Annotated in this window: 23 protein-coding genes; 2 read left to right on the top strand and 21 right to left on the bottom strand. The window is 38.0% G+C overall.

Annotation, left to right across the window (positions count from 1 at the left end):
* The 9 genes from RT761_RS09515 to RT761_RS09475 form a co-directional block, all read right to left on the bottom strand.
* Complete coding sequence (locus RT761_RS09515; protein WP_218111187.1) at positions 1-825, bottom strand: carbohydrate ABC transporter permease; 825 nt, start codon at positions 823-825, stop codon at positions 1-3.
* Positions 822-1,688: a carbohydrate ABC transporter permease gene (locus tag RT761_RS09510; protein ID WP_218111186.1), complete on the bottom strand. Its 867-nt coding sequence runs from the start codon at positions 1,686-1,688 to the stop codon at positions 822-824. Before RT761_RS09510 ends, RT761_RS09515 begins: the two co-directional genes overlap by 4 nt.
* Before the next feature lie 82 nt (positions 1,689-1,770).
* On the bottom strand, positions 1,771-3,114 hold the full coding sequence (locus tag RT761_RS09505) for an ABC transporter substrate-binding protein (RefSeq protein WP_218111185.1): 1,344 nt from the start codon (positions 3,112-3,114) through the stop codon (positions 1,771-1,773).
* A 31-nt stretch (positions 3,115-3,145) separates the two neighbouring features.
* Positions 3,146-3,949 (bottom strand): amidohydrolase family protein, encoded by an 804-nt coding sequence (locus tag RT761_RS09500; RefSeq protein ID WP_218111184.1) that lies wholly within the window; start codon positions 3,947-3,949, stop codon positions 3,146-3,148.
* 515 nt (positions 3,950-4,464) lie between these two features.
* Positions 4,465-4,956, bottom strand: coding sequence for a GNAT family N-acetyltransferase (locus RT761_RS09495; RefSeq protein ID WP_218111183.1), 492 nt, complete (start codon positions 4,954-4,956; stop codon positions 4,465-4,467).
* Complete coding sequence (locus RT761_RS09490) at positions 4,953-6,161, bottom strand: tetratricopeptide repeat protein (RefSeq protein ID WP_218111182.1); 1,209 nt, start codon at positions 6,159-6,161, stop codon at positions 4,953-4,955. Before RT761_RS09490 ends, RT761_RS09495 begins: the two co-directional genes overlap by 4 nt.
* 219 nt (positions 6,162-6,380) lie before the next feature.
* Positions 6,381-6,893 carry a flavodoxin family protein gene (locus RT761_RS09485; RefSeq protein ID WP_218111181.1) on the bottom strand — a complete coding sequence of 171 codons (513 nt, stop codon included), beginning with the start codon at positions 6,891-6,893 and terminating at the stop codon, positions 6,381-6,383.
* 25 nt (positions 6,894-6,918) lie between these two features.
* Positions 6,919-7,227, bottom strand: coding sequence for a DUF4342 domain-containing protein (locus tag RT761_RS09480; RefSeq protein WP_218111180.1), 309 nt, complete (start codon positions 7,225-7,227; stop codon positions 6,919-6,921).
* Positions 7,228-7,964: 737 nt separating this feature from the next.
* On the bottom strand, positions 7,965-8,672 hold the full coding sequence (locus RT761_RS09475) for an SOS response-associated peptidase (protein ID WP_218111179.1): 708 nt from the start codon (positions 8,670-8,672) through the stop codon (positions 7,965-7,967).
* 126 nt (positions 8,673-8,798) lie between these two features.
* On the opposite strand from RT761_RS09475, the gene RT761_RS09470 reads away from it, so the two are divergent.
* Positions 8,799-9,785 carry a substrate-binding domain-containing protein gene (locus tag RT761_RS09470; RefSeq protein ID WP_218111178.1) on the top strand — a complete coding sequence of 329 codons (987 nt, stop codon included), beginning with the start codon at positions 8,799-8,801 and terminating at the stop codon, positions 9,783-9,785.
* Positions 9,786-9,853: 68 nt separating this feature from the next.
* On the opposite strand, the gene RT761_RS09465 is transcribed toward RT761_RS09470, so the two are convergent.
* From RT761_RS09465 to RT761_RS09435, 7 genes are all read right to left on the bottom strand, one after another.
* Positions 9,854-10,543, bottom strand: a complete 690-nt coding sequence (locus RT761_RS09465; protein ID WP_218111177.1) for a SagB/ThcOx family dehydrogenase — start codon at positions 10,541-10,543, stop codon at positions 9,854-9,856.
* Between the two features lie 24 nt (positions 10,544-10,567).
* A complete protein-coding gene (locus RT761_RS09460; protein WP_218111176.1) occupies positions 10,568-11,464 on the bottom strand; it encodes a DNA-processing protein DprA in 897 nt (298 codons plus the stop codon).
* A gap of 51 nt (positions 11,465-11,515) precedes the next feature.
* Positions 11,516-12,463 (bottom strand): uroporphyrinogen decarboxylase family protein, encoded by a 948-nt coding sequence (locus RT761_RS09455; protein WP_218111175.1) that lies wholly within the window; start codon positions 12,461-12,463, stop codon positions 11,516-11,518.
* Positions 12,464-12,628: 165 nt separating this feature from the next.
* Positions 12,629-15,547 carry an HD domain-containing phosphohydrolase gene (locus RT761_RS09450; protein WP_218111174.1) on the bottom strand — a complete coding sequence of 973 codons (2,919 nt, stop codon included), beginning with the start codon at positions 15,545-15,547 and terminating at the stop codon, positions 12,629-12,631.
* A gap of 117 nt (positions 15,548-15,664) precedes the next feature.
* Positions 15,665-16,012, bottom strand: coding sequence for a cupin domain-containing protein (locus tag RT761_RS09445; RefSeq protein ID WP_218111173.1), 348 nt, complete (start codon positions 16,010-16,012; stop codon positions 15,665-15,667).
* Positions 16,013-16,035: 23 nt separating this feature from the next.
* Positions 16,036-17,028, bottom strand: coding sequence for a lipoate--protein ligase (gene lplA / locus RT761_RS09440; RefSeq protein ID WP_218111172.1), 993 nt, complete (start codon positions 17,026-17,028; stop codon positions 16,036-16,038).
* Positions 17,029-17,121: 93 nt separating this feature from the next.
* Positions 17,122-17,358, bottom strand: coding sequence for a hypothetical protein (locus RT761_RS09435; protein ID WP_218111171.1), 237 nt, complete (start codon positions 17,356-17,358; stop codon positions 17,122-17,124).
* A gap of 205 nt (positions 17,359-17,563) precedes the next feature.
* Here RT761_RS09435 and RT761_RS09430 point away from each other — a divergent pair, with 205 nt between their 5' ends.
* Positions 17,564-18,670, top strand: a complete 1,107-nt coding sequence (locus RT761_RS09430) for a lysylphosphatidylglycerol synthase transmembrane domain-containing protein (RefSeq protein WP_218111170.1) — start codon at positions 17,564-17,566, stop codon at positions 18,668-18,670.
* A 320-nt stretch (positions 18,671-18,990) separates the two neighbouring features.
* Here RT761_RS09430 and RT761_RS09425 read toward each other — a convergent pair whose 3' ends face one another.
* The 5 genes from RT761_RS09425 to RT761_RS09405 form a co-directional block, all read right to left on the bottom strand.
* Entirely contained in the window at positions 18,991-20,496 is a 1,506-nt protein-coding gene (locus tag RT761_RS09425; protein ID WP_218111169.1) for a tetratricopeptide repeat protein, read from the bottom strand.
* A 198-nt stretch (positions 20,497-20,694) separates the two neighbouring features.
* Entirely contained in the window at positions 20,695-22,338 is a 1,644-nt protein-coding gene (locus RT761_RS09420) for an NAD+ synthase (RefSeq protein ID WP_281388067.1), read from the bottom strand.
* Positions 22,339-22,420: 82 nt separating this feature from the next.
* Positions 22,421-23,668, bottom strand: a complete 1,248-nt coding sequence (locus RT761_RS09415; RefSeq protein WP_246465129.1) for a Glu/Leu/Phe/Val family dehydrogenase — start codon at positions 23,666-23,668, stop codon at positions 22,421-22,423.
* Between the two features lie 262 nt (positions 23,669-23,930).
* Complete coding sequence (locus RT761_RS09410; protein ID WP_218111167.1) at positions 23,931-25,001, bottom strand: DMT family transporter; 1,071 nt, start codon at positions 24,999-25,001, stop codon at positions 23,931-23,933.
* A gap of 169 nt (positions 25,002-25,170) precedes the next feature.
* Positions 25,171-25,653 carry a UPF0158 family protein gene (locus RT761_RS09405; protein WP_218111166.1) on the bottom strand — a complete coding sequence of 161 codons (483 nt, stop codon included), beginning with the start codon at positions 25,651-25,653 and terminating at the stop codon, positions 25,171-25,173.
* Positions 25,654-25,994: the final 341 nt, after the last annotated feature.

The raw sequence follows: 25,994 nt of genomic DNA, 5'->3' as shown, positions 1-25,994 counted from the left end.
TTATTCTTTTATAGCTCCCAGAGTTAAGCCGCGGATAAGTTGTTTCTGAATAATCATAGTAAAAATAATAACCGGAATTATTGATAGAACCCCAGCAGCACTCATCTGTCCCCATAGTATTTCCCGATCAGTAACAAAAGTAGCTATGGCAACTGGCAACGTTCGAACATTAATCGAGGTCAGAATCAGTGCCATTAAAAACTCATTCCAGGAGATAATTAAAGAAAAAATGCTGGTTGCAACTAAACCCGGTCCAATAATAGGAAGTATAATTCGATATAAGGTTTGCCAGACATTGCAGCCATCCAACATCGCCGATTCGTCCAGTTCTTTGGGTATTTCTCTGATAAACCCGGCCATCATCCAAACGATATAAGAAAGGTTAAAAAGCGTATAGGAAAAAATCAAGCCCAAATGACTATCAAGCAGCTTAAAATCTCGATATAAAATGTAAAGAGGAAGTGCAACGGCAACTGGCGGAATCATACGAGTCGATAAAATCCAAAACGAAAAACGTTTTCCCCCTACCTGATGTCGGCCAATACCATAAGCAGCCGGCACACCCAGTAACAAGGAAAGAAGCAGACTCCCAAAGCTGACCGTTATTGAATCAAAAAAGTTTTTCCCAAAATTGGATTTTTGGAAAGCATCATAATAATTTTGAAGAGATGGCTTAAAGAAAATGATTGGTTCTGGATTATTAATTTCCAGTCTTGATTTCAGTGAAGTACTGATAATCCATAAAAATGGCGATATCACTAAAAAAACCATGAATATAATTACCAGATACCGAATCACGTTGAGAGTTATGGATGTTTTTCTCATACTATTTCCTTTTTACCAATAAATCTTTGTATCAAAAATGTCATTATTATCAATAAAATGTAAGACATCGTGCTTGCTTTTCCCATATTAAAAAAGTTAAATCCAGTTTTGTAAATATATAAACTGGCTGTTTCGGTGGAATTAACCGGTCCGCCTCGAGTCAGAATATATACCAAATCAAACATTTTAAAAGAATCAATACTCCGGATTAAAATACCGATATACATTATGGGTTTAAGCATCGGAATGGTTATAAATCGAATAAGCCCCCACTCCGATGCTCCATCGACTTCAGCAGCTTCGTAGAGATTGGGTGATATCCCCTGCATTCCAGAAAGAAAAATAATAAACATAAAAGGTGTCCATTGCCAGATATCTATAAGGATAATCGTAGAAAGTGCATATTTGATATCTCCCAACCAAACCAATGGTTGTAAACCAATCATTTTTAAAATATAGTTGGCGATCCCAATTTCGGGGTTAAGGATAAATCTCCAGATGATACCAATAACCATGGGAGATATCATTATAGGTATCATCAAAAGAGATATTATTATTCTCTTTCCATACACTTTGTCCCTAAAAAGCAGTGATAAGAATAGACCAGCCAGCGTTTCTACGGTTACTGCAATTAATAAAATGACCAAAGTGACTCGGAGAGAATTCCAAAATCGGGTATCTAACAATATATTTTGGATGTTACTCAACCCTATAAATGAAGGAGGATTTGGTTTATTTAGAAACCATTTGAAAAAAACCAATCGGAAGGAAAAAATAAGCGGATAAATTGAAAATAGAATGAGAAACAAAGCAGCTGGTAACACCAACATAGTTTTATCAAAGTGTTTATTGAGCTGAATCATGGGAAACAGTCTCCAATTTTTACGAAGTCATTTATGGAGCCACCCGAAGGATCAATACCTCGGGTGGCTCTGCTATAAAAATTTAATCGTAGTAGCCTTGCTCCCTCATGATCTGTTCTATCATTTGGGCAGCCTCATCCAACGCAGTCTTGGCATCTGTCTGCTGAGCAATTACCTTTGATGCGGCAATCTGAAGAACATCATTAATCTGAGTAAATTCAGGAACCTGAGGTACAACACCAATATCTTCATGGGTTTTCGCTATCCAAGGGAAGAAGGGGTACTTTTCCACAAATCCAGGATCGTTCCAGGTCGAAAGCCTCACTGGTTGACCATAATATTCGACCATCAGTTTATCCATCTCTTTTGAAGTTATAAACTTTATGTATTTATAAGTAGCTTCTTTATTCTTGCTGGCTTTCGGTATGGCATAGGTCCAATAGGAAATGAGGGATTTGTTGCTTCCATTTTCTCCCTTAGGCATGAGGCTATAGCCACAATTCCCAACAATCTTTGATTTCTCGGGGTCCTCAGCAAAACCAGCGATATGAGCCCAGTTCCAGTGCATAGCACAATTTCCATTTAAAAAGAAATCCCCACTTTCTGGAACATCATAAGTTGTCGATGCTTGAGGAGAAACCTTATATTTATTCATTAAATCAGCGTAGAATTGAATGGCTTCAGCTCCAGCTTCAGTATTAAATACCGGTTTGAAGTTTTCATCAAGGATTTCAATCCCATTGGTAAAAAGCATCAACAGGACATCATAGACTAAATTTTGTCCTCCCTGACGGGCACCCTGAACCGCTCCATAAAAATCAACCGTCCCATTTTGATCGGTATCTCGAGTAAAGAATTGAGCAATATCTAAAAACTCTTTCCAGGTCATTGGTGGATTGAGCTCATAACCATATTCCTTTTGGAAATTTTCTTTCTCTTGAGGGTTTTCAAAGAGATCTTTTCGATAATAAAACATGACTGGTCCATCCCACCAAGGCAAACCATAAATTTTTCCATCGGTATCTTTTTGATATCTCAATAACGAATCAGGAAAATCATCTGGCCATCCTTCAGGAGGGTCCTTTTCAATTAGGCTATCGAGTGGTTCAAGATAGCCGCCGCCTATAAATTCCGGCATAAAATCGGTTATGGCAGCCATTACGTCATACCTACCGGTACCACCAACCAATTCAGTCATCATTTTTTCATGCAATGAAGCATAATCAACCCAAGTGATGTTTACTTCAATATCAGGATTTTCTTCCATAAACCGTTTTGCCTGCTCAATCAATACTTCCTGGGCAGCACCGGAAAACATCATTTCATTGATCACAATTTTCTCAGCCGCTAGAAGTTGAGTAGAAAATGCACCCACGATTAAAATAACCAATAGCCAAATAATTAATTCATTTTTTAATTGAAACATTTTCTTTCCTCCTTAATTTTAAATTTAAAAATTAAATAATTTCCTTTAATCTTTGAACTGCCTTTTGGATATTCCCTGCATATATCTTATCTTTATCGGCTTGGGGAAGCTCCAAGCTATCGATGGCAATAATTTTAAAACGAATTTGCATATCCGATTGAATAGGAATATCCGTACCAAAAACTAACTTATCAACTCCAACTATTTCAACAATTCTTTTCATGACACCAGGATAGGCATATATCCAAAAGCTGGAAGTATCAATGAGTAGATTCGGAAGATTCATTTGGGCTGCTTCTTCTAATCCAGAATAATTAATGTAGTAAGGATACAAGGGATTTTGATATAATCCAGCCAAATGAGCTGATATAAATGTCGTTTGGGAATATTTTGAAGCCAACTCACCGATGGTTTCAATCCTGGAAAAACCGGTCCCGGCCATGCAAGAAGTATGAAACAAAATGAGGGAGGTATGGTCAACAACTCTTCTTACTAAGTCTCTTCCCATTGATGAAGACAGATCATAACCATGATAATCGGGATGTATTTTACATCCAACAATTTTTCTTTCTTTTCCAATATAATCCAGATAACGAAAAGATTCAGGGAAAAATGGATTGACTACCATATAGCCCCAAAGATTGTCAAAATTTTGAACGGCTTCAAAAACTTCATCGTTTCCTTGGCAGGTATCATACATGATGCTCATTGCTGAAGAGACAAAACAATGATCGACACCGGATTTTTGGGTCATTTCACTAACTTGTTTTGCATTGGCTGTCCAATTGGGGTGTAGATTAACCGAACCAATATGTCCATGAACGTCAATTTTCATCTTCTCACCTTCAGACTTTAAGTTCTAATTTTTTAATTTTAAAAATAAATGATTATTTTCAATGACTAAAAATTTAAATTTTGTTTGTTGGCGGTTCTGAGTGTATATAAAGGAGGAAAATAAGCACTGACCTTGCATTATTCTTTGCTTTTCGAATACTCATTTCACAATCTTGAAAAAAGATCCCAAGATCATTTAGTTGGAAATGACTGGTTGGTATCTTCTACATCCGATTATTTTAACGTTAAAATATTAACATAAAAAAATTTTTTATGTCAAGGGAGAGAATAACTGTCTTTTTTGTTAGATATCAAAAAGAGCGAAAGGCGATCAAATTAAAATGGATAATGGAGACCCTCCTTGAATACCCCTTCAATGGCGAAAGATGGTAAACAATTCTTCCCCTCGTTCCCTCAGCCTTTATCGCACCCTATTAATAAAGTGACCTGCCATGGTGTCGAATCTTGTGGATTATCATCCTCACCTGGTGTAATGAAAAAGGTATGAATGCCTATTCAAGATACATTTTTCTCCATAACTTGGAAATATTTGGATAAATAGGGTTTCCTTTCGCCAGTAAGGGTAAATCCCATTTTTTCCCAGAAATAAAAGCCTTGTATATTTCCTTCTAATACTCCCAGACGAATTTTTATCATTGAATTTTTAAGTATTTCCTTTTCAACCATTAAATAGGCTTCTTTTCCTAAACCAGAATTTCGGTAGTCTGGATCAAGCATAAGGAGCCCGATACAAGCGCTCGTTGTATCTGGATAATAAAAGAGTAGATCAACCACACCAATTAGCTGGTGGTTTTCTTTTAAATATATCCCATAGACTCTTTTCGAAGAAATATCATAACCTTCCGGATGGTCATAAAATAGTTTCTCAGCCGAATCTGGTTCAACCGGATGTTCATCTTGAAAAGTCAAAAATTCAGAACATTTAATCAATAAAATTTGCAGATTCGGTATGTCGCTTTTTTTAATGACTTCCAGGTATATCTTCAATTCTTCATACTTATCCTTTCTTTGACTCGAGCTGGAATTCGTGGATTATCCGCTCCCAGTAATTCGACATATTTTTGATAATACTCACGAGCTTTTTCCTGTTCTCCTAAGTTCCAGCATACATCACCAATATTAATATATACCACGACTCGGTTGGGATTGAATTCAATAACTTTTTGAAGAATAGGTTCGGCTTTTTGATTTTGATCTATTTCCGAGAGAAAAAAAGCATAATCATTCAGATACAAGGCAATCTCTTCCAAAGATAATGATTCGATGGGGGTCAAATAAAAATTAGCTAAATCCTCGACCGATATATTTTCAATATTTTGAAGATTAAAAATGATTTCGGAATGAGTTTTTGAGTAGGGATAAGCATTAAAATAAAAATGAATACCCCATTCCATTGCTTCTACTGCTTCCGATAATGATTTATTTTTATATTTTTCCAAAGCAATTTGATGTGCCGTTTGCAGTGCATATATTCCCATTCGGTTGAAGTCGGAATAGAAATTTGGATATTGGAGATCGAGTTCTTCGGGGATGGCTACTTTATCCCATTCTCCAATTTCAATATATCTTTTTTGTAGTTCTAAAACCTCTAAAGTCGGGTCGGAATGCTTTCTTAACTTTTCAATTAAATTATTTCCATCCCACTCTAAAACTACTTCTTGTTCCATAGCCGAAAAGGGTGCTTGACTCCAAAGATGGATTTGATTTTCCTTTTCACAAATCACGATTTTGACATCATTGATTGTTGCGTTGGAAAAGGTAGCTAAGAGATCAACCTCTTGATAATTATTGGTAAATCCATAAATAGAAGCCGACAAATCATGAACCAACAAAATCATGAAATCATATTGTTGAGTAGTTGGCTCAAGGTGAACCTGGTAAATTGAGGCTGGAGAAAGCTCAGTTTTATTCATTATAGAAAGGTATTCAATAACCATGGGAAAATTTGGTATCTCTTCTCCCTGTTTAGCAGGTTGGAAACCTTGATAATCAAAACTTTCTTTCTCCTGACTATAAGCTGGCCAAATATTGAGGAAGAATATTCCACAAAGAAATGAAATTTCAAAAAGTTTAATGATTCTTTTAAACAGGAATCCATCGCTTCTTTTTCTATTCAATTGATAAGTTGAAAGATCATCCATATCTGAACCCCTGCCTTTTAAATAAATACTTTTTCGTTCTTCTTTATTCACAAAGCAATTTTCTTCCTTTATTTATTTATTTATTTTTAAATTATTCTACATTGGAGATTCACGGGCATAATATATCAAGCCACCACAAAAGAATTTAAAATGTAGGGGCGCAATTTATTGAGCCCGATTAATGTAGCGACATGCCATGGCATGTCGAATTCTTGGTTTTCACCTCATCCCCACCTTCTCCCATCAAGGGAGAAGAAAGTCACGGTTTCCTCAGGAATCACTTTTTGCCTTTCCGTGCATTTCCTGAGCCCAGCGTTGGGCTTTTTCCTTGGCTCCATTTGAATCTTTTTTTAATGGTTCTTGAAACTCTATCTCTCCTAAAAACTCATTCCCTTTTAAAACCTTTTTAAAATTATCAAACGTTTTCCCAGCTTTCCCCCCACAACAAGCAAACAAGGCTATTTTTTTCTTTTTGAATTCTATAGAGTTAAAAAGTGTCCGAAACGCCGGCGCATAGCTTCCCGCCCATACTGGAGTCCCAAAAATAATCAGTTGGTAATCCCGGAAGTCTTTTCCCAGAGGGAGAAGAGGAGGTCGGCTGCGAAAAATGACCTGCATACCACCAACAAAATATTTTAAAAAACCTTTATATTTATAGGGACTTTTAATTCGCAACTCTAAAATATCAGCATCAAGTTTCTGTTGAATTGCTTTAGCAATATGCCGAGAATTCCCATCCAGTGAATAATAGCAAACTAAGCTCTTGATTTTCGTTGAAGCCATTAAACTTTTCCCTCCTGGTTATCATTTATTGTTCTTTATCTTCATCATCTTTCTTATCATCAGTATTTTCTTCTTTGACTCTTACAATTTCAAACTTTACTTTGGTTAAAAGAGCTGCCATTGCTCCCAGTGCTGCTAGAACCGGAGCTACTAAGGTTACTAATCCTCCAGCAACCACACCTGCAGTTAAGGGAACTTCTAAAAGAAGATCACCATTTTCTTTTTTAATAATTAATCGCCGGACATTCCCTTCTTGAATAAGTTCCTTAATTTTTTCAATTATGTCGCGGGCATTGACTTCAATTTCTTCAGTCCAGGTTTTTCGGCTGGTCATTGACTTTCCTCCTTTATTTTTAAAATATTTTATTATTTGAATCTCATTTCATAAACTGTTTCTAAAAATAGATTGACGGTCTCATCTTTTTAAATTTTTTCTTTATAGAAACTTTAAAAGAATGAGATTCTCACTTTGTCCGGTAAAATATACCGGACTCCTCAGAATGACGCCTATGAATAGGTATTTTCATTCTCATTTGGTGCTACTATGAAGCAAAAATATCTAACCAAAAATCAGAAATGAATAAAAAAAGCGAACAAACAAAAACGAGGAAGAATGAATTCAACAATTCCCTCCTTGGAGGGGTACCGATTTGCGACGGGGAGGGTGTTTTTCGGTTTTTCCTGGTTATTCTCAGAAAATGAGAAAGGAATATCAATAAAAATATTTTTCTAAATGAGATTGCCACGTCGTTCAACCAAAATACTATTGACCTCCTCGCAATGACGGATTTAACTTGGGCATGATAAATTAAACCCCTACCAAAGACTTTTAAAAAAGGTGCTCTCCGGATTGGTACTTTTCATCGTGAGGTCCTCATCTTTTAATTTTTTCTTTTATCCTTTAATTCTTCTTTCATTCACCCCCTCTCCCTATCGCCCCCTCAGCCTTTATCACACTCGATTAATGAAGCAACCTGCCAAGGCACACAAGTCGAATCTTAGGTTTTCATCTCCATTAGGTTTCGAGAAATGGAATTGGGGGGGACAGTTCTAAAAAAAGGGTGTTAAACATTATCTAAATCTTTCTAGAATTTCAGGAACATCGTTTTTGGGGTTGTTAACCAATTTTGATATGGGGTAGGCTTCCATTTTATTTTCGGAATAAGGTGCTAATAGGGGGATTAAATGAGAAAGCTCAGTAGAAGGACTAAGCCACCTATCGTAAGCTTTTTCCGGTATAATTACCGGCATGCGGTTGTGGATTGGATGGATCAATTTATTTGCTTCGGTGGTTAGTATAGTAAATGTTTCTAAAAAATTATTATCGTGCACCCATCTTTCCCATAAACCAGCAAAAGCAAAGGTTTCCATTTCTTGCATTCCAATAAAATAGGGATTTTTGGCATTTCCTTCTTGCTTCCATTCAAAAAAACCACTGGTGGGTATTAGTGCTCTTCTCCTCTGAAAAGCGCTGCGAAAAGAAGGTTTTTCTTGAATGGTTTCGGAACGGGCATTAATCATCCGATCTCCGATCGAGGGATCTTTGGCCCAAGATGGAACTAACCCCCATTTCATGATAGAAATCTTTTTCTTTTTATCTTTTTCTTGATAGGTAATTACTGGCACAGTTTGGCTGGGAGCAATATTATATCGGGGATTGAATTCCTCATCCAATCTCAATCCAAATATTTTTTCTAATTCCGCCGGAGTAATAATCAGGGCAAATCGACCACACATATATTTATTATAGCGAAGCTTGAAAATATTTAAAAGGGACATACCGCTATAACAAGTAGTCAGTCCTCTTTATCTTGCCCTCGTCTCCTGGCTTTCCATTATTCCCAGGTTTGCAAAAAAATGAAAATATGGCACAATAATAAATATCAATAGTTAGGGGGGATAAGAATGCTTAAAAAATTTATCGTTATTTCACTCTTTCTTGTGTTGGCTTTGGTTTTGGGAACGGCAGTCTATGCCCAGGAAAGTGAACCAGGAGAGTTGTATTTCCGCTTTGTAACCCACGGAGGTGACGACCCCTTTTGGGCAGTCGTCGTTAAAGGGGCTCAGGATGCAGCAAAATTGCTCAACTGCAAAGTGGATTTCGATTTGGTTGGTGGTGATCTTGCCCTACAACAAAAAAGGATGCAAGAAGCAGTTGCTATGAATGTTGATGGAATTGCCCTGGTCATTAATGATGATACGGTTTGGGATAAATTAGTGGAAGAGGCTTTAGCCAAAGGTATTCCGGTAGTAGCCATCGATAATGATGATACCGAAGGTGATAGAGGAAACTCACGCTTAACTTATATTGGGCAGGATGAATTTAAAGCCGGTTATGATTTGGCAATGCGGCTCTTTGAAGAAGGGAAAAAGAAAGGATTAGACCTCAGCCAAGCTCATGTAGCGATGTCAGTTGAAGTTCCAGGAGCGATGTACGGTGTCGTTCGTTCCGATGGTGTTAAAAAGGCTATGGAAGAATTTGGCATCACTTCATCAGAAATCATCGATGCCGGTGGCTTGGAAATGACTACCGTTGAGCAAAGGTTGACTTCTTATCTCATTTCCCATCCCGAAGCCACCTTTATAATCGGTTTGGGCGGAATCGTAACTGATCGTTTAACTGATGCCTTGAAAGCGGTTGGAAGACAGCCTGGTGAAGTCATTGCTGGTGGTTTCGATATGACCCCAGGAACGCTGGTTGGGTTAAAAGAAGGCTACATGACTGCTGCAATTGATTCACAACAATATCTTGCCGGTTTCTATGGTGTATTGGTCCTCTATCATTACAAACTTTACGGTTTCTTACCAACCGTAAAAACCGGTGGATTTCTGATCGATAGCCCGGAAAAAATTGAACAAATTGAAGTTCTCTCTAAAGATTATATCCGGTAAAAATCATTAAAAAAACCGCGGTCAAGAAGGAAATGAGTCTTAAACCGCGGTTTTTTTTATTCCACACCTTATAGCAATGGTTTTCCCACCGCCATCAATACAATCGGTTCAATATTTTCTTCTTTAAGAACCTCGATTATCTTTTCTTGGTAATACATACCAATAACATAGCTTCCCAGCTCACGCTCTACTGTCATCAAACTGATATTTTGAGCCACTTCGCCAGCTTCAAAGTAAGCGAACTTTTCATTCATTCGGGAAGACTTTTCTTGATGAAAAGCGATTAAAAAAACCACAGAGGCATTCTGAACTGCTCTTTGATTGGTTATTTTGGTTAATGCTTCAGCCACATTGATGCTCGGTATTTCTTGGAGGGCATGTTTATCCGGCATGTACAGGTAAATGCCGGATGGGAGGCCTTCAACCTGTATGGCAAATACATATACATCAATGGGATAGATTCCCATGGCTGAGGGAATGGTTCGAGTAGCATGAGAAACGCTATCAACCTGAGGGCTTTTTATTCCATTTCCCGCCCAGAGAATTAGAGCCAAGTCCTTCAGCGCTATTGGTTCAGTTGAAAACTGCCGCTCTGCTTGGCGATCGACTATAGCTGAGATTAAATCATTATCATTGAGTTCAATTTGAGGAAGTCCGACAAGTTCCTTTCCATTAACAGGAAAACTTATTATCACTAACAATAAAGTCAAAGAAATTATCCAGAAATAAGAGAGAAATTTGTTTCTTGGATGCATCATAATTAAACCTCCTGTAAATATTTATCAATCAGATTTATTGATAATTCTTCCATTGAGATCAACTGGAACCGCGCCATTAGCGATAAAAAAACGATTGGCGCTTTTTTCGTTTTCTTCGGGATATCTGACAAAAAAGGTCTTATTTTGCCTTAATCCTCTCAAAATCCACCGCCATATTTGTCTTTTCTCAAGAGCGTCAGCAATGTAGATGTCCTTAGCTAATCCATATTGCAGTAAATCCCTCTGCAAAGCCCACTTCTTCCCATTGTTATTTTTTGGAAAGATAGTGCTGAGGAATAGCACTTGGCCATTCATAACGTATTGATCGAAATCATCCAGCGGTCTTTTTAACGACAGAACTCCCTGGTCCAGTATAACTAATACTCGCCCTCCAAATTGAAGGCATAAATTGAGAATATAACGATGATAACCAGGTTCAAAGCTGGTTATCAAAGCAACTTCTTCTCGGACAAAACGTCGAATAAGGTTCTGTATAAATATGAGCCCATTTCCCGAACTGCGGTTCGAGCCTAAAATACATGCTGCAGGTGCATTAAAAAGATCAGTGTTTCCTTTGGTATAAAAGAGAGTCGGAGCATGAGATTTTCCCAGTTTTTCTCGTAAATGCACTGAATAAAAATTGGAATGAACTGGGATAATATCAAAGCCTTGTTCAGAGATTTTTTGGGTAATGATTGTATAATACGGAAGTTTTTCTTGTAATGATTGAAAAATTACTATTTCTTCTCGGGAAAAATGAAAAAGACTTTCCCATTCTTCGGGTTTCAAAGCAAAAAAGTCATGAAAAGCAAAATGATTCCTCAATAATCGGTCAAAAAAATTATTGATTTTTTCTCTGCTCCAATTTGGAAGGTGAGCAATTGCCACCCAATAGGCAGCTTCTTGAGAAACACCAATCATATCTATGACCTCGTTTTTTTAACTTAAAAAAAAGCGCTGCTTCCTTTTTCTTTATACATAGCGTAATTTCTTAAATCCTTGAATGCTGGCTTGATAGTTCTCCTCGCTCATTCCAATCGAATGATATTCTTCAGCGTAACCAATCAATCCTCCATTAAACCTGCCCAGGTGTTCAAATAAATATTCGGTATATTGTTCAATTTCTGAAGGATTTCCTGATATTCCGGTAGTTTGATAACTCACTGGACAACAAAAACAAACCTTTCCCCCAAAATCTCTTCCCATTTGGGGAATATCATAGAGATTGGGTTGACTGATATTGAGAACATCGACTCCAATCTCGATAAAATCTGCAATGATCGGGTAAATATATCCGCAAGTATGAAAATAAACATACATCCCTTGTTGGTGAGCTAAATCAAACTGTTTCTGGTATCGAGGTTTGAAAATTTTTCTCCACTGATCAGGAGAAATCATCAAACCGTTTTGAGTGCCCCAATCATCCAAAAAAGCAATAGCATCCACACCACATTTCGAGACTTCCTGTATTAAATTTTCTTCAAAACCAAACACCACATCGATCAATCGCTCCAGTAGTCGAGATTGGGTGGACAAATGAATCAATACTTCTTCAAAGCGGGCTAAAAAAGTCATCGTGGTAAATCCCGACAAAGCCAAACTGGCCATGAGAAATTTTTCCGGATAGGTCTTTTTCTTTTCAAAGAGCTCATCAAATCGACCGGGTAAGTCCAAAAGTGGTGGCTCAAGTTTATCGATCTCATTCCAATCTGTAATCAAGGGGTCTCGCGGTTGACCCATGGTCTCGTCTTTCCTTGACCAAAAAAAGCCCCATTCCGAGTAGTCTCGGTTTTCTCCTAAAAAATGTTTTTGTATTTCTCCATAAACAATATCCGATTGATCATAGTCTTGGTTCCAGATGATCAAAGGAACATAGTCGGGATGATTTCTTCGAATAGCTCGAATAACTTGATCCCTCATAGTAAGTGATCTCCTTGATTAAAAATTTATAGCCATTTTTCCCAATCTATACATTCCTCTATATATATTATAATTTATCATCTTCAGTCGTAGCCAGTCGAGGAAAAATGAGGAAAAAATTTTGTCACCAAAATAAGTTAATGAAGCATTCCTTTTTTTAAAAATTTATTTATATTTTTCAGATGGTGATAGTTGGTCGTCCTTCATAGTCTGGACAAATATCTTCACAATTTCTGGGTCATAGAGTATTCCTGATTTTGCTTCAATTTCTTTTAATGCTTCCTCATGGCTCATATGATGGTATTGATGTTTGTTTACCATCGAATCGTAACTTTCGGCTACCTTAATAATTCTTGCCAATTTGGGAATTTCTTCGCCTTTCAAGCCTTTTGGATAACCCGATCCATCCCACCCTTCATGGTGGTGGAGAACGCCTTCAGCTATATCCAAGGTTTCGCCAAACAAATTTAAAATCCTATACCCAACAACCGGATGCTGTTGCATTTCCTTTTTTTCTTCTTCGGTTAATTTCTCTTTTTTCTTGAGAATTTCATTATTTAAAACTATTTTCCCGATATCATGTAAATATCCGGCTTCTTTCAGTTTTCGAATTTCCGGATCGGGTAATTTCATTGCCCGACCGATGTTTTGACATAATTCACTTACGTTGATCGAATGTTGCTTTTCTCGTTCACTAAAATTGTGCAAGGTTTCAATAATGGTATGAATCATGCTGGAATCAATGGTTTTCCGATTGAGCATTTTCTCCTTGTACATCATATCCTCAGCATTTTCCAAAGTTCTTTCGATGCTCTTGCCTACCTTGACCTTGGTATCATATCCCATTGACATGCAATATTTAATGACACCTATAGGTTCTTTCGAAAATTCATTTTTTATCCTCTCAATAATTTTCTGAGCAACCTGAGTGCTGGTTTTTGGCAGCAAAATTGCAAATTCATCTCCACCCAATCGAGCTATAATATCTTCTTCCCGGCAAACTTTTCTTAATATCTCAGCGGTTTTCCTCAAAAGCTCATCACCGGCAGTATGGCCAAAGATATCGTTAGTCAATTTCAACCCATTAACGTCGCCGAAAATGATTGATAAAGGAAGGCTTCTTTCAGTATTTAACCGCCTCATTTCTTCCTCAAAAAACATTCGATTATAAAGCCCGGTCAACGAGTCGTGGTAACTTAAATATTTAATATAGTCTTCATTTCTTTTTCGCTCAGTATTATCCAAAAAAGTTACTACAGCACCAACCAACTCTCCATCTTTAAACTGAGGATAGGAATGGTATTCAACGGCAAGGCTGGTTCCATCGGCTTTCCAAAATACTTCATCATCAGCACGGGTACCATTTCCAGTTTTTAATGCTTTAAAAATCTTGCAGTCTTCGATGGGCATTGGAGTCCCGTCTCGATGACTATGATGAATCTGCCAATGCATATTCTTCCCAATCAGTTCATCATGACTTTTATAACCCAACATTTCCAAGCTGCTTGTGTTACAAAATATACAATTACCATTCTTATCGATACCGTAGATTCCCTCGGCTGTTGAATCTAAAATCAGGTACAGTTGATCTTTACTTTCCTTCAAAGCATTATTCGCTTCTTCCAGCTCATGGGTCCGTTTTTTCACCTGAACTTCCAGAGAATGAAAAAGTGTCTGCAAAGTATCTGCCATCTCATTAAATGACCTCGAAATTCCTCCTATTTCATCATTTCTCATAATAGGGACCCTCTTGGAGAAGTCGCCATGAGAAAATTGAGCGGTGGTCTCGATTAAACTTTCAATAGGTTTCAAGTAACTCTTGACGACCTTATGGTAGATGAATAATGATAATAATACGGCTGTTATCGCCAGGATTAAGGTTAATCTCATATTTTCTATTACTACTGGCAAGAATAAACTTTCCGGTATAGCAGTTAAAATCAGCCAATCTAATCCTTCTTTTTTAAATTCTAAAACATTAACAAATAATCGATCTTCTCCGGTTTCAACTTCGAAACTATTATTTTCAGCGATATTATATTTTTCTCGGGCTCGAGTTATGGCTTGATTCTCTATTTCTTGGATCGTGGCTCTTTTTATGCTTCCATCTTCAAGAAATGTAAAGTTAGCCATTTCGAATGAGTTTGCAACTAAATAACCGGTATCTTTCTCGACAATAAGAGCATAGGCATTTTTATCCAGGACAATTTCCTGCAAGTAGTTGTTGATTCTTGATAATGTAACATGAGAACCTAATACTCCTTGTAATTCCCTCTCCTTATTATAAATTGGCATAGCAACCGATACGGTTAGGTCATTCATTACAAAATGCTTGTATATCGGTGAAAATACTGCTTTCCCAGTTTTTTTTGCTGCTTTATACCAATCTCGGGTCCGGGGGTCAAATTTTCCAGCATCGACCACTCGTTCACCTGCAGTTTTATCTTCATTAACTGAATAATACCAGGAATGTCCATTAGTACTAACGTCATTCCTCATTATTTCAATGACATTGTTTATGTTTCTCCGAGCTCCATAATACTCACCTTGCTCAGTTCCGTAACTAAAGCTATAGATCGATTGTGAGCTGTGGTTTTCCAATACTCCAACAAAATAACTTTCTCTTTCAACTACATTCCTTAAATCAACAACACCATCCTCGATGAAGCTTTTATTAACCTGGTTGATATGTTCGGGCACATATATAAAGGTTTCCACCTGATGGTAAATCTCATCATTCAAATCTTTCACCATAATGGTTATAAATTGTTTTATTGAAGACGACCAGTTTGAATAGACGATATATCCGATGAGGGCGGAAATTGTTATCATTAGTATTACAAACATAAGAATAATGATGGTTTTAATCGGGATATTTTTCTTTTCCATTAATTCTTTCCTTTTCCATGACTTGAGATAAATAAGGTTGTCTTCTTTAGCCTGATCGATTCCTTGAATAACATCTGCTTCATCAACGACTGTTCTCAGATTTCCAATTAATGCCAATCTCGTTTCAGCTGCTCCAGTGTTGATAATTTTTTCTGCTGAATAGGACCAGCTGAGAGAAATAGAGAGAAATGGCATTCTCCGTCCTGATTCTGAAACTCAATATCTTAAACTGTAATCAAGAAGAACACAGGTACACCAAACCATGATTATCCCATATGACTGATTTCTTCCTACTGGTAAATTAAAAAATTCCTACTTCTTTACTCGATCTTCGCATCCGGCCGGGATGATGCAAAGAAAAGTAAATTCTTGTTGAGGAAGGTTTTGAACTAAATGCGGTTCGTTGGGAGCAATATAAATAGCATCTCCTGATTCGACCTTGATTTCAGTGTCTCCACTTTTTATGATTCCTTCTCCTGAAAGAACGTAAACCTGATGTTCCCAGGGATGAGCCTCTTCTGAAGGTTGGCTCTCATCGGTGATGGTGAAATGTCTCATTTCAAAATTGGGAGCATCCATTTCTTTTGAAATCAGCCAGCGGACCTTTTTCCCGTGTGGGGTTTTGATTTCTTTAACCTTGCTCAATTTGGTTCGAATCATATTCATGCTCCTCTCTTTACCAATTAAGATATTAAAAGTTTGATAAGCTGCTCATTATTCAATCCGTGAAAATAGCTTCCAATCTGAATATCTCGTAATTGAAAAGTGATATCATTCCTCTCATAGCGGCTGCCAATCAATAAATTTTCAATATCAGCCTTATCTTCCCTTCCAAAAAAATCACCATAAAATTTGCATTGTCGAATTATCCCTTGATTTACATCCAGCCAGGCTTCGATTTTACCAAATTCAAAGCGTTGAGATTTTTTAATGGTAAAATATGGCGATTCACCATAATTCCAATCCCAGGTTCGGTATTTGCTATTGGCTAGCTCCTCGATTTGTTTACGGTCACTTTCACTAAAATTTATCGACTGAATCTTTTCATTTATTAGACAAAATTGATTTATAAGTAAATTTTTAAATTCCTCTATCGAACAAGGGCTTTTTAAATAGGGATAAATATTGGTAACTCGACTCCGAATCGACTTAATCCCTTTTGATTCTATTTTATCGCTTGATACCCGCAGTGCCATTTCCAGGTGATCTAAATTAGTATTAAACAGCAAGGTCCCGTGATGAAGACATTTTCCCTTTCGGATATATTGCGCATTTCCGGAAAACTTTTTTCCTTCAATAGACAAATCATTTCGACTATTGAATTCAGCAGGAATCCCCATCCGATTTAAGGCGGCAACTACTGGTTCAGTAAATTTTTTAAAATCGAAATCCAACGAATTTTCTGAAACTTTCACTATAAAAGTAAAATTTAGGTTGCCTAAATCGTGATATACGGCTCCTCCACCGGATAATCTTCTCACCACGGCGACATTGTTGGTTTGGACAAATTCGCCGTTGATTTCTTCAATGGTGTTTTGGTGTTTTCCAATGATGATTGATGGCCGGTTTTGCCATAACATCAAGTACTTTTCGTTATCTTGAAATGTATTCATGATGTACTCTTCACTTGCTAAATTAAAATATGGATCTTGAGAGTCGTTGATGATGTAAATCATACAATCTCCTTTCATTTATGATTATTAATTTTCATAATTTTACTGAAATATTCAATCCTGTAAACCCAATTATGGACTTTATAAATCAAATCTCTACAAAAGAATAGAAAATTGTTGGGGCATAATGAATTGCGACCGTTCTTTAATTAATGTAGCGACATGCCATGGCATGTCGTATATTGGATTTTCATTCTCATCTGATTCCACCAAAGTGGCTTGTGGGTCCATCACGAAAATATTATCATATGAATTCTTTAATCGGTCATCCTGAGCCCCCTTCTTTTCTGCTTTTTCTCCCCCTCGCCCCCTCTCCCCCTCAGCGTTCTTCACCAATTCTCTCCAAACATTAAATCATCAGAGTTTGAGCTAAAAGAAAAATCCCGTTCAATCATACTCGATCATTATCCATAAAAATCTTTCAAGGGACTTTTCGTCAGAAACCGATTACGGTAAAATCTTTTAGAATTCTGATTACCACCAGCTATCAAAAAATAATAATCACGACTTTTGAGCAAAACACAGGAGAACGAGATAAATGCTAGATGGACAAACTTACAATCCCCAAAAGATTATCAAACAAATTCTCATCTCGGTTTTCATCAGCTTAGGAACCATTATTGCAATTTTTTTAATTTTATCCTTTCGGGGAATATCAATTAATTTATCTCAATTCCAGCCACTCTGGCTGGTTGGAGGTTTTATTTCAATCATCGCTGCCTGGTTAATCGATGCTCTTCGCTTATTCTTCACCACTCGCGCTTGGGGAAAGCCAATTTCTTACCGGAATAGTTTGACTGGAGTTTTATCCTGTTATTTTATGTCTTCAATAACACCCTCCGCTACCGGTGGTAGTCCGGCAGAAATGCTGATATTAAATCGGTCTGGAATGACCTGGGGTGAAGCTGGTTGTCTGACCGCTATTTGTGGCATTCTCTATCAAGTCACTCTTTTAATTCTTCTTTTGTTTTTAGTTTTGGTTCTCGGTGTCCATTTCGCCTTACGAGGTATCCTTCTCCATCTTCTCTACTCTTTTCTTATTTTTTATAGTACTTTGATTTTTCTCCTCTTCTTTTTTTTAAATCGTTTAGATTTGGTTTACCGCATAGCACACTGGGGAATGAGATTCGCCAATCGGTATTTCCCCAAAATCAAATTTTCAGAAGATAGTGTTTTAAAATGGGTTAATGATTTCTTTGTTGACTTTAAGAATGGTTTTCGAATTCTCTTTATCAATAAGCCTCAATACCTTATTTTAAACATTGTTGGTTATAGTTTTTATTTTGTATGTTTTTTTTCAGTTGCCTTTTTTGTTCTTCAATCACTTGGAGTTTATGTTCCTTTAAAACAAGTTTTAGGCGATCAAATCCCTCTTTACCTGGTTTTCGGCTTTTTGCCAACTCCTGGAGCATCGGGAGGGGTCGAGCTTTCCATCAGTTCGATTTTTCTTCCCTCAACCGGTCCGGAAAAAATCAGCTTATTCATTTTATTCTGGCGCTTCATAACCTTCTTTTTGACTATGATAGTTGGAGCTATGACTTTTTTCCGAGTCCTCTTTGTCATCGGAAAAAAGATTCCTCAGGTTGCTCCTTCAACCAAAGCAGCCCTAAGCGGAAATAATCCACATATATCAAATAGCGAATAAAAAATTGCCTTTCCTTCCCACTTTTTCTCACTTTACTTGTTTTCATCTTTTCCGGGTATTTAATTCTTTTCTTTGTTTTCCTCTCCCCTGGTGGGAGAGATTTTCTTCTCATAATTTCCTCTCCCCTGGTGGGAAAGGCTGAAGGTGAGGGGGGGAACCTGAGCACCTCTTCCAGACTTAATTTAAAACACCTATCCTGGATCTCAATCTGAATTTTTACCCTCATCCTGACCTTCTCCCATCAAAGGAGAAGGAACCAAAAAAATCTCCCCCCTCGCCCCCTAAGCGTTTTTCGCCAATACCCCCTTGCCCCTTTAATTTTACTCGGTTGACTCTTGAGCCTCGGCTTCGGGTTCTCTTGACCTTCTGGTAATTTCGTCCATCAGGGAATCGGCTAACTTTTTGTTGATCGGCAATAAGTAATCGTACTCTCTCATCGCTGTTTCTTTGTCATCCAGTCTCAACGAAACCAATCCCACATTATAATGAGAAATATCGTAATCCGGTTTGATTCGTAAGGCCTTCCGATAAGAATCCAGCGCGGCCAAATATCTTCCAATTTCAAGATAGGAATTCCCTAAGTTATTCCAAGCTTCGTAATCTTGGGGATCTAACTCAACCACCTTCAGGAAAGGATCTATCGACTTGTAATAATTTCCCTGGTTATAGTAAATATTAGCAATGTTATAGAGGCTGGTCGTGTAATTGGGGTTAATTTCTACTGCTTTTCCGTATGCTTCCAGCGCCTTTTCATAGTTTTCCATCGCTTCATAGACATTACCCAGATTGTTAAAGGCTGCAAGGTATTCGGGATCAATTTCTACTGCCTTGGTGTGGTTTTCAATGGCTTTTTGGTAATCCTGCATATCATAATAAACGTTTGCTAATTCGTAATAGATTTCAGCATCATCAGGAACCACTTGCAAAGCTTTTTGGTACTGTAAGATTGCGTTTTGAGAATCACCTAAATCTCGGTAGGCTAAACCAGCATTAAAATAAGCATTGGCGTAATAGGGATCAATCTCAATCACTTTTTGATAGGCTTCAATAGCAGCTTCGGAATTTCCTAACTCTGAAAGAGCATTTCCCAGATTATTTAAAGCATCAAGGTATTCTGGATCTAAATCTAAAGCCTGTTTATATTGTTCAATGGCCAGGTCGTAATTCCGGTTACGATAATAAATATTACCCAAATTATAATATGGTAAAGGACTTCCTGGTTGGGCAGCAGCTGCTTCGAAATAGGCTTCTTCGGCTTCTTCAGTTTGATTGAGATAATAATAAACGTTGCCCAAATTATTTAAGGCATCAAAATATTTTGGTACAATCTCAACCGCTTTAAGATAAGCGTCTCGGGCTTTTTCATAATCTTGCAGATCGTAATAAACATTTCCAAGGTTATAATGTACTTCGGGTTGGCTGTTGTTGAGGGAAATCGACTTACCATAAGCATCAATCGCCATCTGGTAATCTCTCATATCATAGTAAAGATTACCGATTTCATACCAAACCCGAGGATCTTTATTGTCCAACTGCAGTGCCGATTGATATGCTTTTTCGGCTTCATCGTAGAAACCTTGAGCTCGATAGGCAGCAGCCAGGTTTTGCCACCCTATTTTGTTGTTTTTGTCACTTGATAATCCTTCTTCTAAAGCTTGAACGGCATCTTGAAACATCCCTAGGCGGAGATAGGACAATCCTAATTCAATCAAGTCTGATTGATTGTTTTCAGTTGAGGATTGGTTTTGGGCATAAACCCATCCGTTTTGAAGAACGAAAAACAGAGAAATAGCTATCATGATTGAAATGAGAAAAAATTTTCTCATGGCTGACCCTCCTCTTAACCATGTTTTAAAAAAGTTGGTATTTTGAAAAATCTAAGAACTTCCGGAATTCTAATCATGTCAACTATTGGATTTAGATTTTTGAAGCATTACGCCGTTATTTTTCATTATATCTTATTTAAAACCCTCTAATTGGCAATATAGTTCAAGAAGGAATAAAATTTTTTGCAGAAAAAGATGTCAATATGAATAATCAGTAGCAATAGGCATTCGCCTGCCACTTCCAAAAGCTTTGGAGGTAACCTTCAATCCCGGTGGAGCCTGTTTTCTTTTATATTCATTCCGGTCAATTCTTTTCACCGTCCATAACACCGTCTTGCGATCAAATCCTCGGGCAGCTATCTCCTCTACGGAAAGGCCGTCCTCAATCCACAACTCAATAATTTGATCTAAGACTGGATAAGGTGGAAGAGTATCTTGATCGTATTGATTGGGTTTTAATTCCGCCGATGGTGCTTTTTGAATAATTTCTCGGGGTATGATTTCGCTTTTATGGTTGACATAGTCAGCAATCTGATAAACCATGGTTTTTGGAACATCCGAAAGGACCGCCAAACCTCCGCTCATATCGCCATAAAGAGTACAATAACCGGTTGCCATCTCACTTTTATTTCCGGTTGACAATAAAAGATAGCCGTATTTATTTGAAAAAGCCATCAAAATATTTCCTCGAATCCGGGCTTGCAAATTCTCTTCGGTGGTATCCTTCTTGGTTTCGGCAAAGCTTTTGGAAAGAGTTTTTAGATAAGAGAAATAAATCGAGGATATCGGGATCACTTCAAAGGGAATCCCAAGATTCTCACTCAACCTTTGGGAATCCTCGATACTCCCTGCCGAAGAATAGGGTGAGGGCATTGAAATGCCTAAAACGTTGTTTGGTCCTACCGCACGAGTGGCAATAACTGCGGTTAAAGCCGAATCGATTCCTCCCGATAAGCCAATGACGGCTTTTTTAAAACCACACTTCTTCATATAGTCTTGGACCCCAAGCACTAAAGCATCGAATACCGACTCGATTGAATCCTGAAAGAGATCCCCTATGAGAGTTGATTGATCTGCCAAATCAACAATCCTAGCCCATTCCCGAAAACCTGGTGCTTTTTTGATGAAATCTCCCTGATTATTGCATGCCAGACTTTTCCCATCAAAAATCAGGTCATCATTCCCTCCAACCTGATTGACATAAACAAAAGGCAAATGGAAACGCTGTGAATGATTATGAATCAATCGAAAACGCACTTTTTCTTTGCCAATTTGAAAGGGAGAAGCGGAAATATTGACAAGACAGGTCGCTCCTTTTTCAGCCATAACTTGAATGGGGTCAAGTTGATACCTTCGGCCTTTCGGCCAAAATTCCGGATCATTCCAGGCATCTTCACAAACACTGATCCCTAAAAGCTCTCCTTTAAAAGCTACCAACTCCTGTTGTTGGGCGGGATCAAAATATCTGGTTTCGTCAAAAACATCGTAAGTTGGCAAAAGGGATTTGTTTTGCTGGTGAATTATTTTCCCTTGAAAAGCCAGCAGGGCAGCGTTAACCAATCCCTTTCCTTGTTTTTCACCAGTGGGAAGGGGTAATCCAAATACTATTCCTGGATGAAAAGAACTTGAAGTCAGGGCAATAAGTTCTTCTTTGGCTTTTTGGATCTGTTCGATAAACCACCAACGTTCCAGAAGGTCTTTAGGGGGGTAACCAACCACACACAATTCAGGAAATACGATTAAATCGGGCTTTTGGGGAAGCAACTCATTATAGAATTGCTTCATTTTCTGAACATTTCCTTCAATATGACCCACTTTTGGGTTTATTTGCGCAATACCAATTTTTAGGATATTTAACCCTCCCTGAACTCCCTCTCTCGCGCCTAAACAACAGCACGAGAGAGGATATAAGTCAGTTGTTTCTTTAAACCCAACCTCTTAACTTCATCGCTTCAACGACTCTTTCAACGGCTACGATATAAGCTGCTTGACGCATATTGATTGAATACTTTTTCGAAGTTAAATGAACCGCATGGTAGGCACTGGTCATTTTCTTGTTCAAACAATCATAAACTCGGTCTACGTCCCAGTAGTACATATAGAAATTCTGAACCATTTCCAGGTAAGAAACCGTCACTCCACCAGCATTGCAGAGGAAATCTGGAATTACATGAACGCCGTTCTCGAACAATACATCATCGGCTTCAGGAGTTGTCGGCCCATTAGCTAATTCTGCGACAATTCGAGCTTTGATGTTTCCGGCGTTTTGGTCGGTAATGACGTTTTCAAGCGCCGCTGGAATGAGAACATCTACGTCTAAGGAAAGGACCTCTCCATTAGTAATGGATTCACATTGAGGAAAACCATTGACCGAACAGGTTTTTTCTTTATATTCCAAAACTGCATCGGGAACCAAGCCTTCAAGGTTATAGATCCCACCTTGGCTATCAGTGAGAGCAACTACTTTTGAGCCAAACATTTCCCGTACCAGTTTAGCAGCATAAAAACCGGCATTACCATATCCCTGGATAGCGACAGTCGCCTGGCTGAGGTCAATACCGCAGACTTCAGCTGCTTCTCGCAGAGCGTACATACCACCTCGAGCGGTTGCATCACCTCGACCTACCGTTCCTCCAACTGCCAGGGGTTTTCCGGTGATGACCCCGAACTGGTTCTTTCCAGAACATTTGGAATATTCATCCATCATCCAGGCCATAATTTGTGGATTAGTATATACATCCGGTGCCGGGATGTCTTTATCCGGACCGATAAACTGCCATATTGCTTGAATATATCCCCGGCTTAACCGTTCTAACTCGCCGGTTGACATGCTTTTCGGATCACAAATGACTCCGCCCTTTCCTCCCCCCAGGGGAATATCGACTACCGCACATTTCCAAGTCATCCAGGCGGACAGAGCCCGAACGGTATCAATAGTTTCCAGGGGGTGGAATCGAATTCCGCCCTTGGTTGGTCCCTTAGCATCGTTGTATTGAACTCGAAATCCCTGAAATACTTTTATCGATCCATCATCCATGCGCACTGGAATAGAAACATGAATTTCACGCTTAGGCATTCGGAGTATTGCATGAATGGCAGGATCAAGTTGGATGATTTCAGCACACTTATCAAGCTGGGCTTGCGCTATTGCAAAGGGGTTAGTAGTAGACACGTAACATTCCTCCTCATTGAGACAAGAAAATATCATGTCGAGAAATTGCATCTCTCTCCATCGAGAACAAACGTCCCTCGTCATCGAGGTCGTTGTCATTTTCTCCTCGTCATTGAGGAAGAAGGTGTACATTCACCCTTAAAAAATGACTTATGTAATTTTGAGTAATTTACCACAGCATGGATAAATTAAAAAGAGGAAAGCCAATATTTTTTTCTGTTTTTTTGAAATAACGAGAAAAACTAACTGGAAAAGCGTTTTTTTACCTTTCATGTTGATGACGATGATGAATATCCGGAAGATGTTCATGATTATGTTCTAATTCTTCATGATCATGAAGGTGAGAATGTACAAAATTTTTTTCTCGGAACAGGTCCGGATGATTATGGTTATGGTGACCGTCCTGATGAGAATGACGATGGTCATGTGAATAAGCCTGATGCAGATGTAGGTGAGAATGGATTTCGGTAAGAAGAATCAGAGTGGCTATCAGAACGAGGGGAAAAGAAAGGAAAAAAACCTGCTGAGGCCGTTCTCCCAAAATTAAAAAAGAAAGAAATGAACCGGCAAAAGGGGCAATGCTATATAGGGCCGTCGTGCGGGATGAACCAAGACTGCGGAGGGAGAGAATAAAAAAAACAATGCTCAACCCATAGGATAAAACGCCAATCACCATTGCGATTAAAATTATTTGAACACTGGGAAAAGTGAGGTTGAAGAAGCGGGCTAAAAGAAGAGAAAATCCTCCTGCACCACAACCCTTGACGATAACTAATAAAAGTGGATCCCGGGCGCTTAAATTCCTGGTGAGGTTATTGTCCAATCCCCACATAAAACAGGCAGCTATTACTCCAAAAGCCCCAATTGTAAATCCCCATCCTTGATTCCATTGCACCGATAAAAGCATAGTTGCCAGTGTCACCATGGCAATGGCCAACCATACTCTTTTTCCAATATATTCTCCGAACCAGATCCCAGCCAGTAAAGTTGTTGCAATACCTTCAATACTGAGCAAAAGCGACGCTGTCGATGCCGGGGTAACCCGGATGCTATAGAGAAGAACCAATGGGGCTAAAATGCCTCCCGCCGTGACTGCCGCAATAAACTGAGGAATCTCACCTTTTTGTAATTGAGACTCGGTTCGAGTAAATAGACTCTTTTCTTTAATCAATCGAAAAATGAGGATACCTAAACCGCTTCCTAAATATAAAAAGCCGGAAAGAACCAGCGGTTCGATAGTGTTCAAGAGCAGCTTGTTCAAAGGGGTGCTTAGTCCAAAAAGCAAAGCCGCTGTCAAAGCATACAGGGTAGGGATCAAAACCGTTTTATTCATATCAACTGCTTCTTCTTCCCCTTCTCTTTTTTTTTATTTTATTTTACTCCTTCGAAGGTTAACAGGAAATGTTGGGGAGTAGGTTTCTTTCATTTTTTGGTCTTCCAACTAAATCGTCTTTTTGATCTACCCTGTCCAAAACAAGCAAATATCGGTTTTTGCCTCTATGTCATGTTTCTATATAGGAAATTCCATTTTCTTCACACCATTTAATTGCAATTTTTTTCAATGCTTCATCACGGAACTGGTACCAAGAGTCTTCAATGTTGAATATATGAATTACATCCTTAAACCGACGGAAAGCACCACTTCCTCTAATAGAAGAAAAAAGGACATTTCTGATTTTTTCATCTCTTACAGAGCTACAAAAGGTTTCCATAATACTATATTCATTGACATACCACCTATCCGGGAATTTAATATATTTGTGAGTGTTCCAGTTGTCTAATACATCTTTGGCTTCATTAATAGGTTTTTTCTGCCACTCGGGGTATTTTGAAAAATCAATATCACCTTCTGATTCCTCAGCAATATCAAGTTCTTCAGAACTAAAACCAATTATTTCACCAGTTTCAGTATTAATGTATGAATGAAATTCATCTGTCTGAAAATCAATTTGATCAATAATATCCTGTAGTTTCATTGGTTTCATTTTCAGATTCCCACCAATCATATAATTTTTAGTATTACATTACCTATTTTTTAAGTTTGACGGAATCAAGATGATTATTAATTCAAAGATTTAATTATGTTACTCAAAATTTTTAAATATCGGTATTTCCAAAAATGAATATAATATAAATCTTGCCTATATTTCTTAATATATCCTAAAAAGAAAATAAGTCAATTTTCCTCGAATCTTCAACTTTCATACAATTATAGTAGTTATCTTTACTTAGTTATAATTAAGAGCATGCTTCTTTCTTCTACTTTCGATTAAGAAGCGAAAGAGTTTAAGTAGCGGTGTTTAAAAATAATGGGGATAGATCCTTA

The sequence above is a fragment of the Atribacter laminatus genome (genome assembly GCF_015775515.1).
Taxonomy (GTDB): Bacteria; Atribacterota; Atribacteria; order Atribacterales; family Atribacteraceae; genus Atribacter; species Atribacter laminatus.
This window is presented reverse-complemented; position numbering and strand designations above follow the sequence as displayed.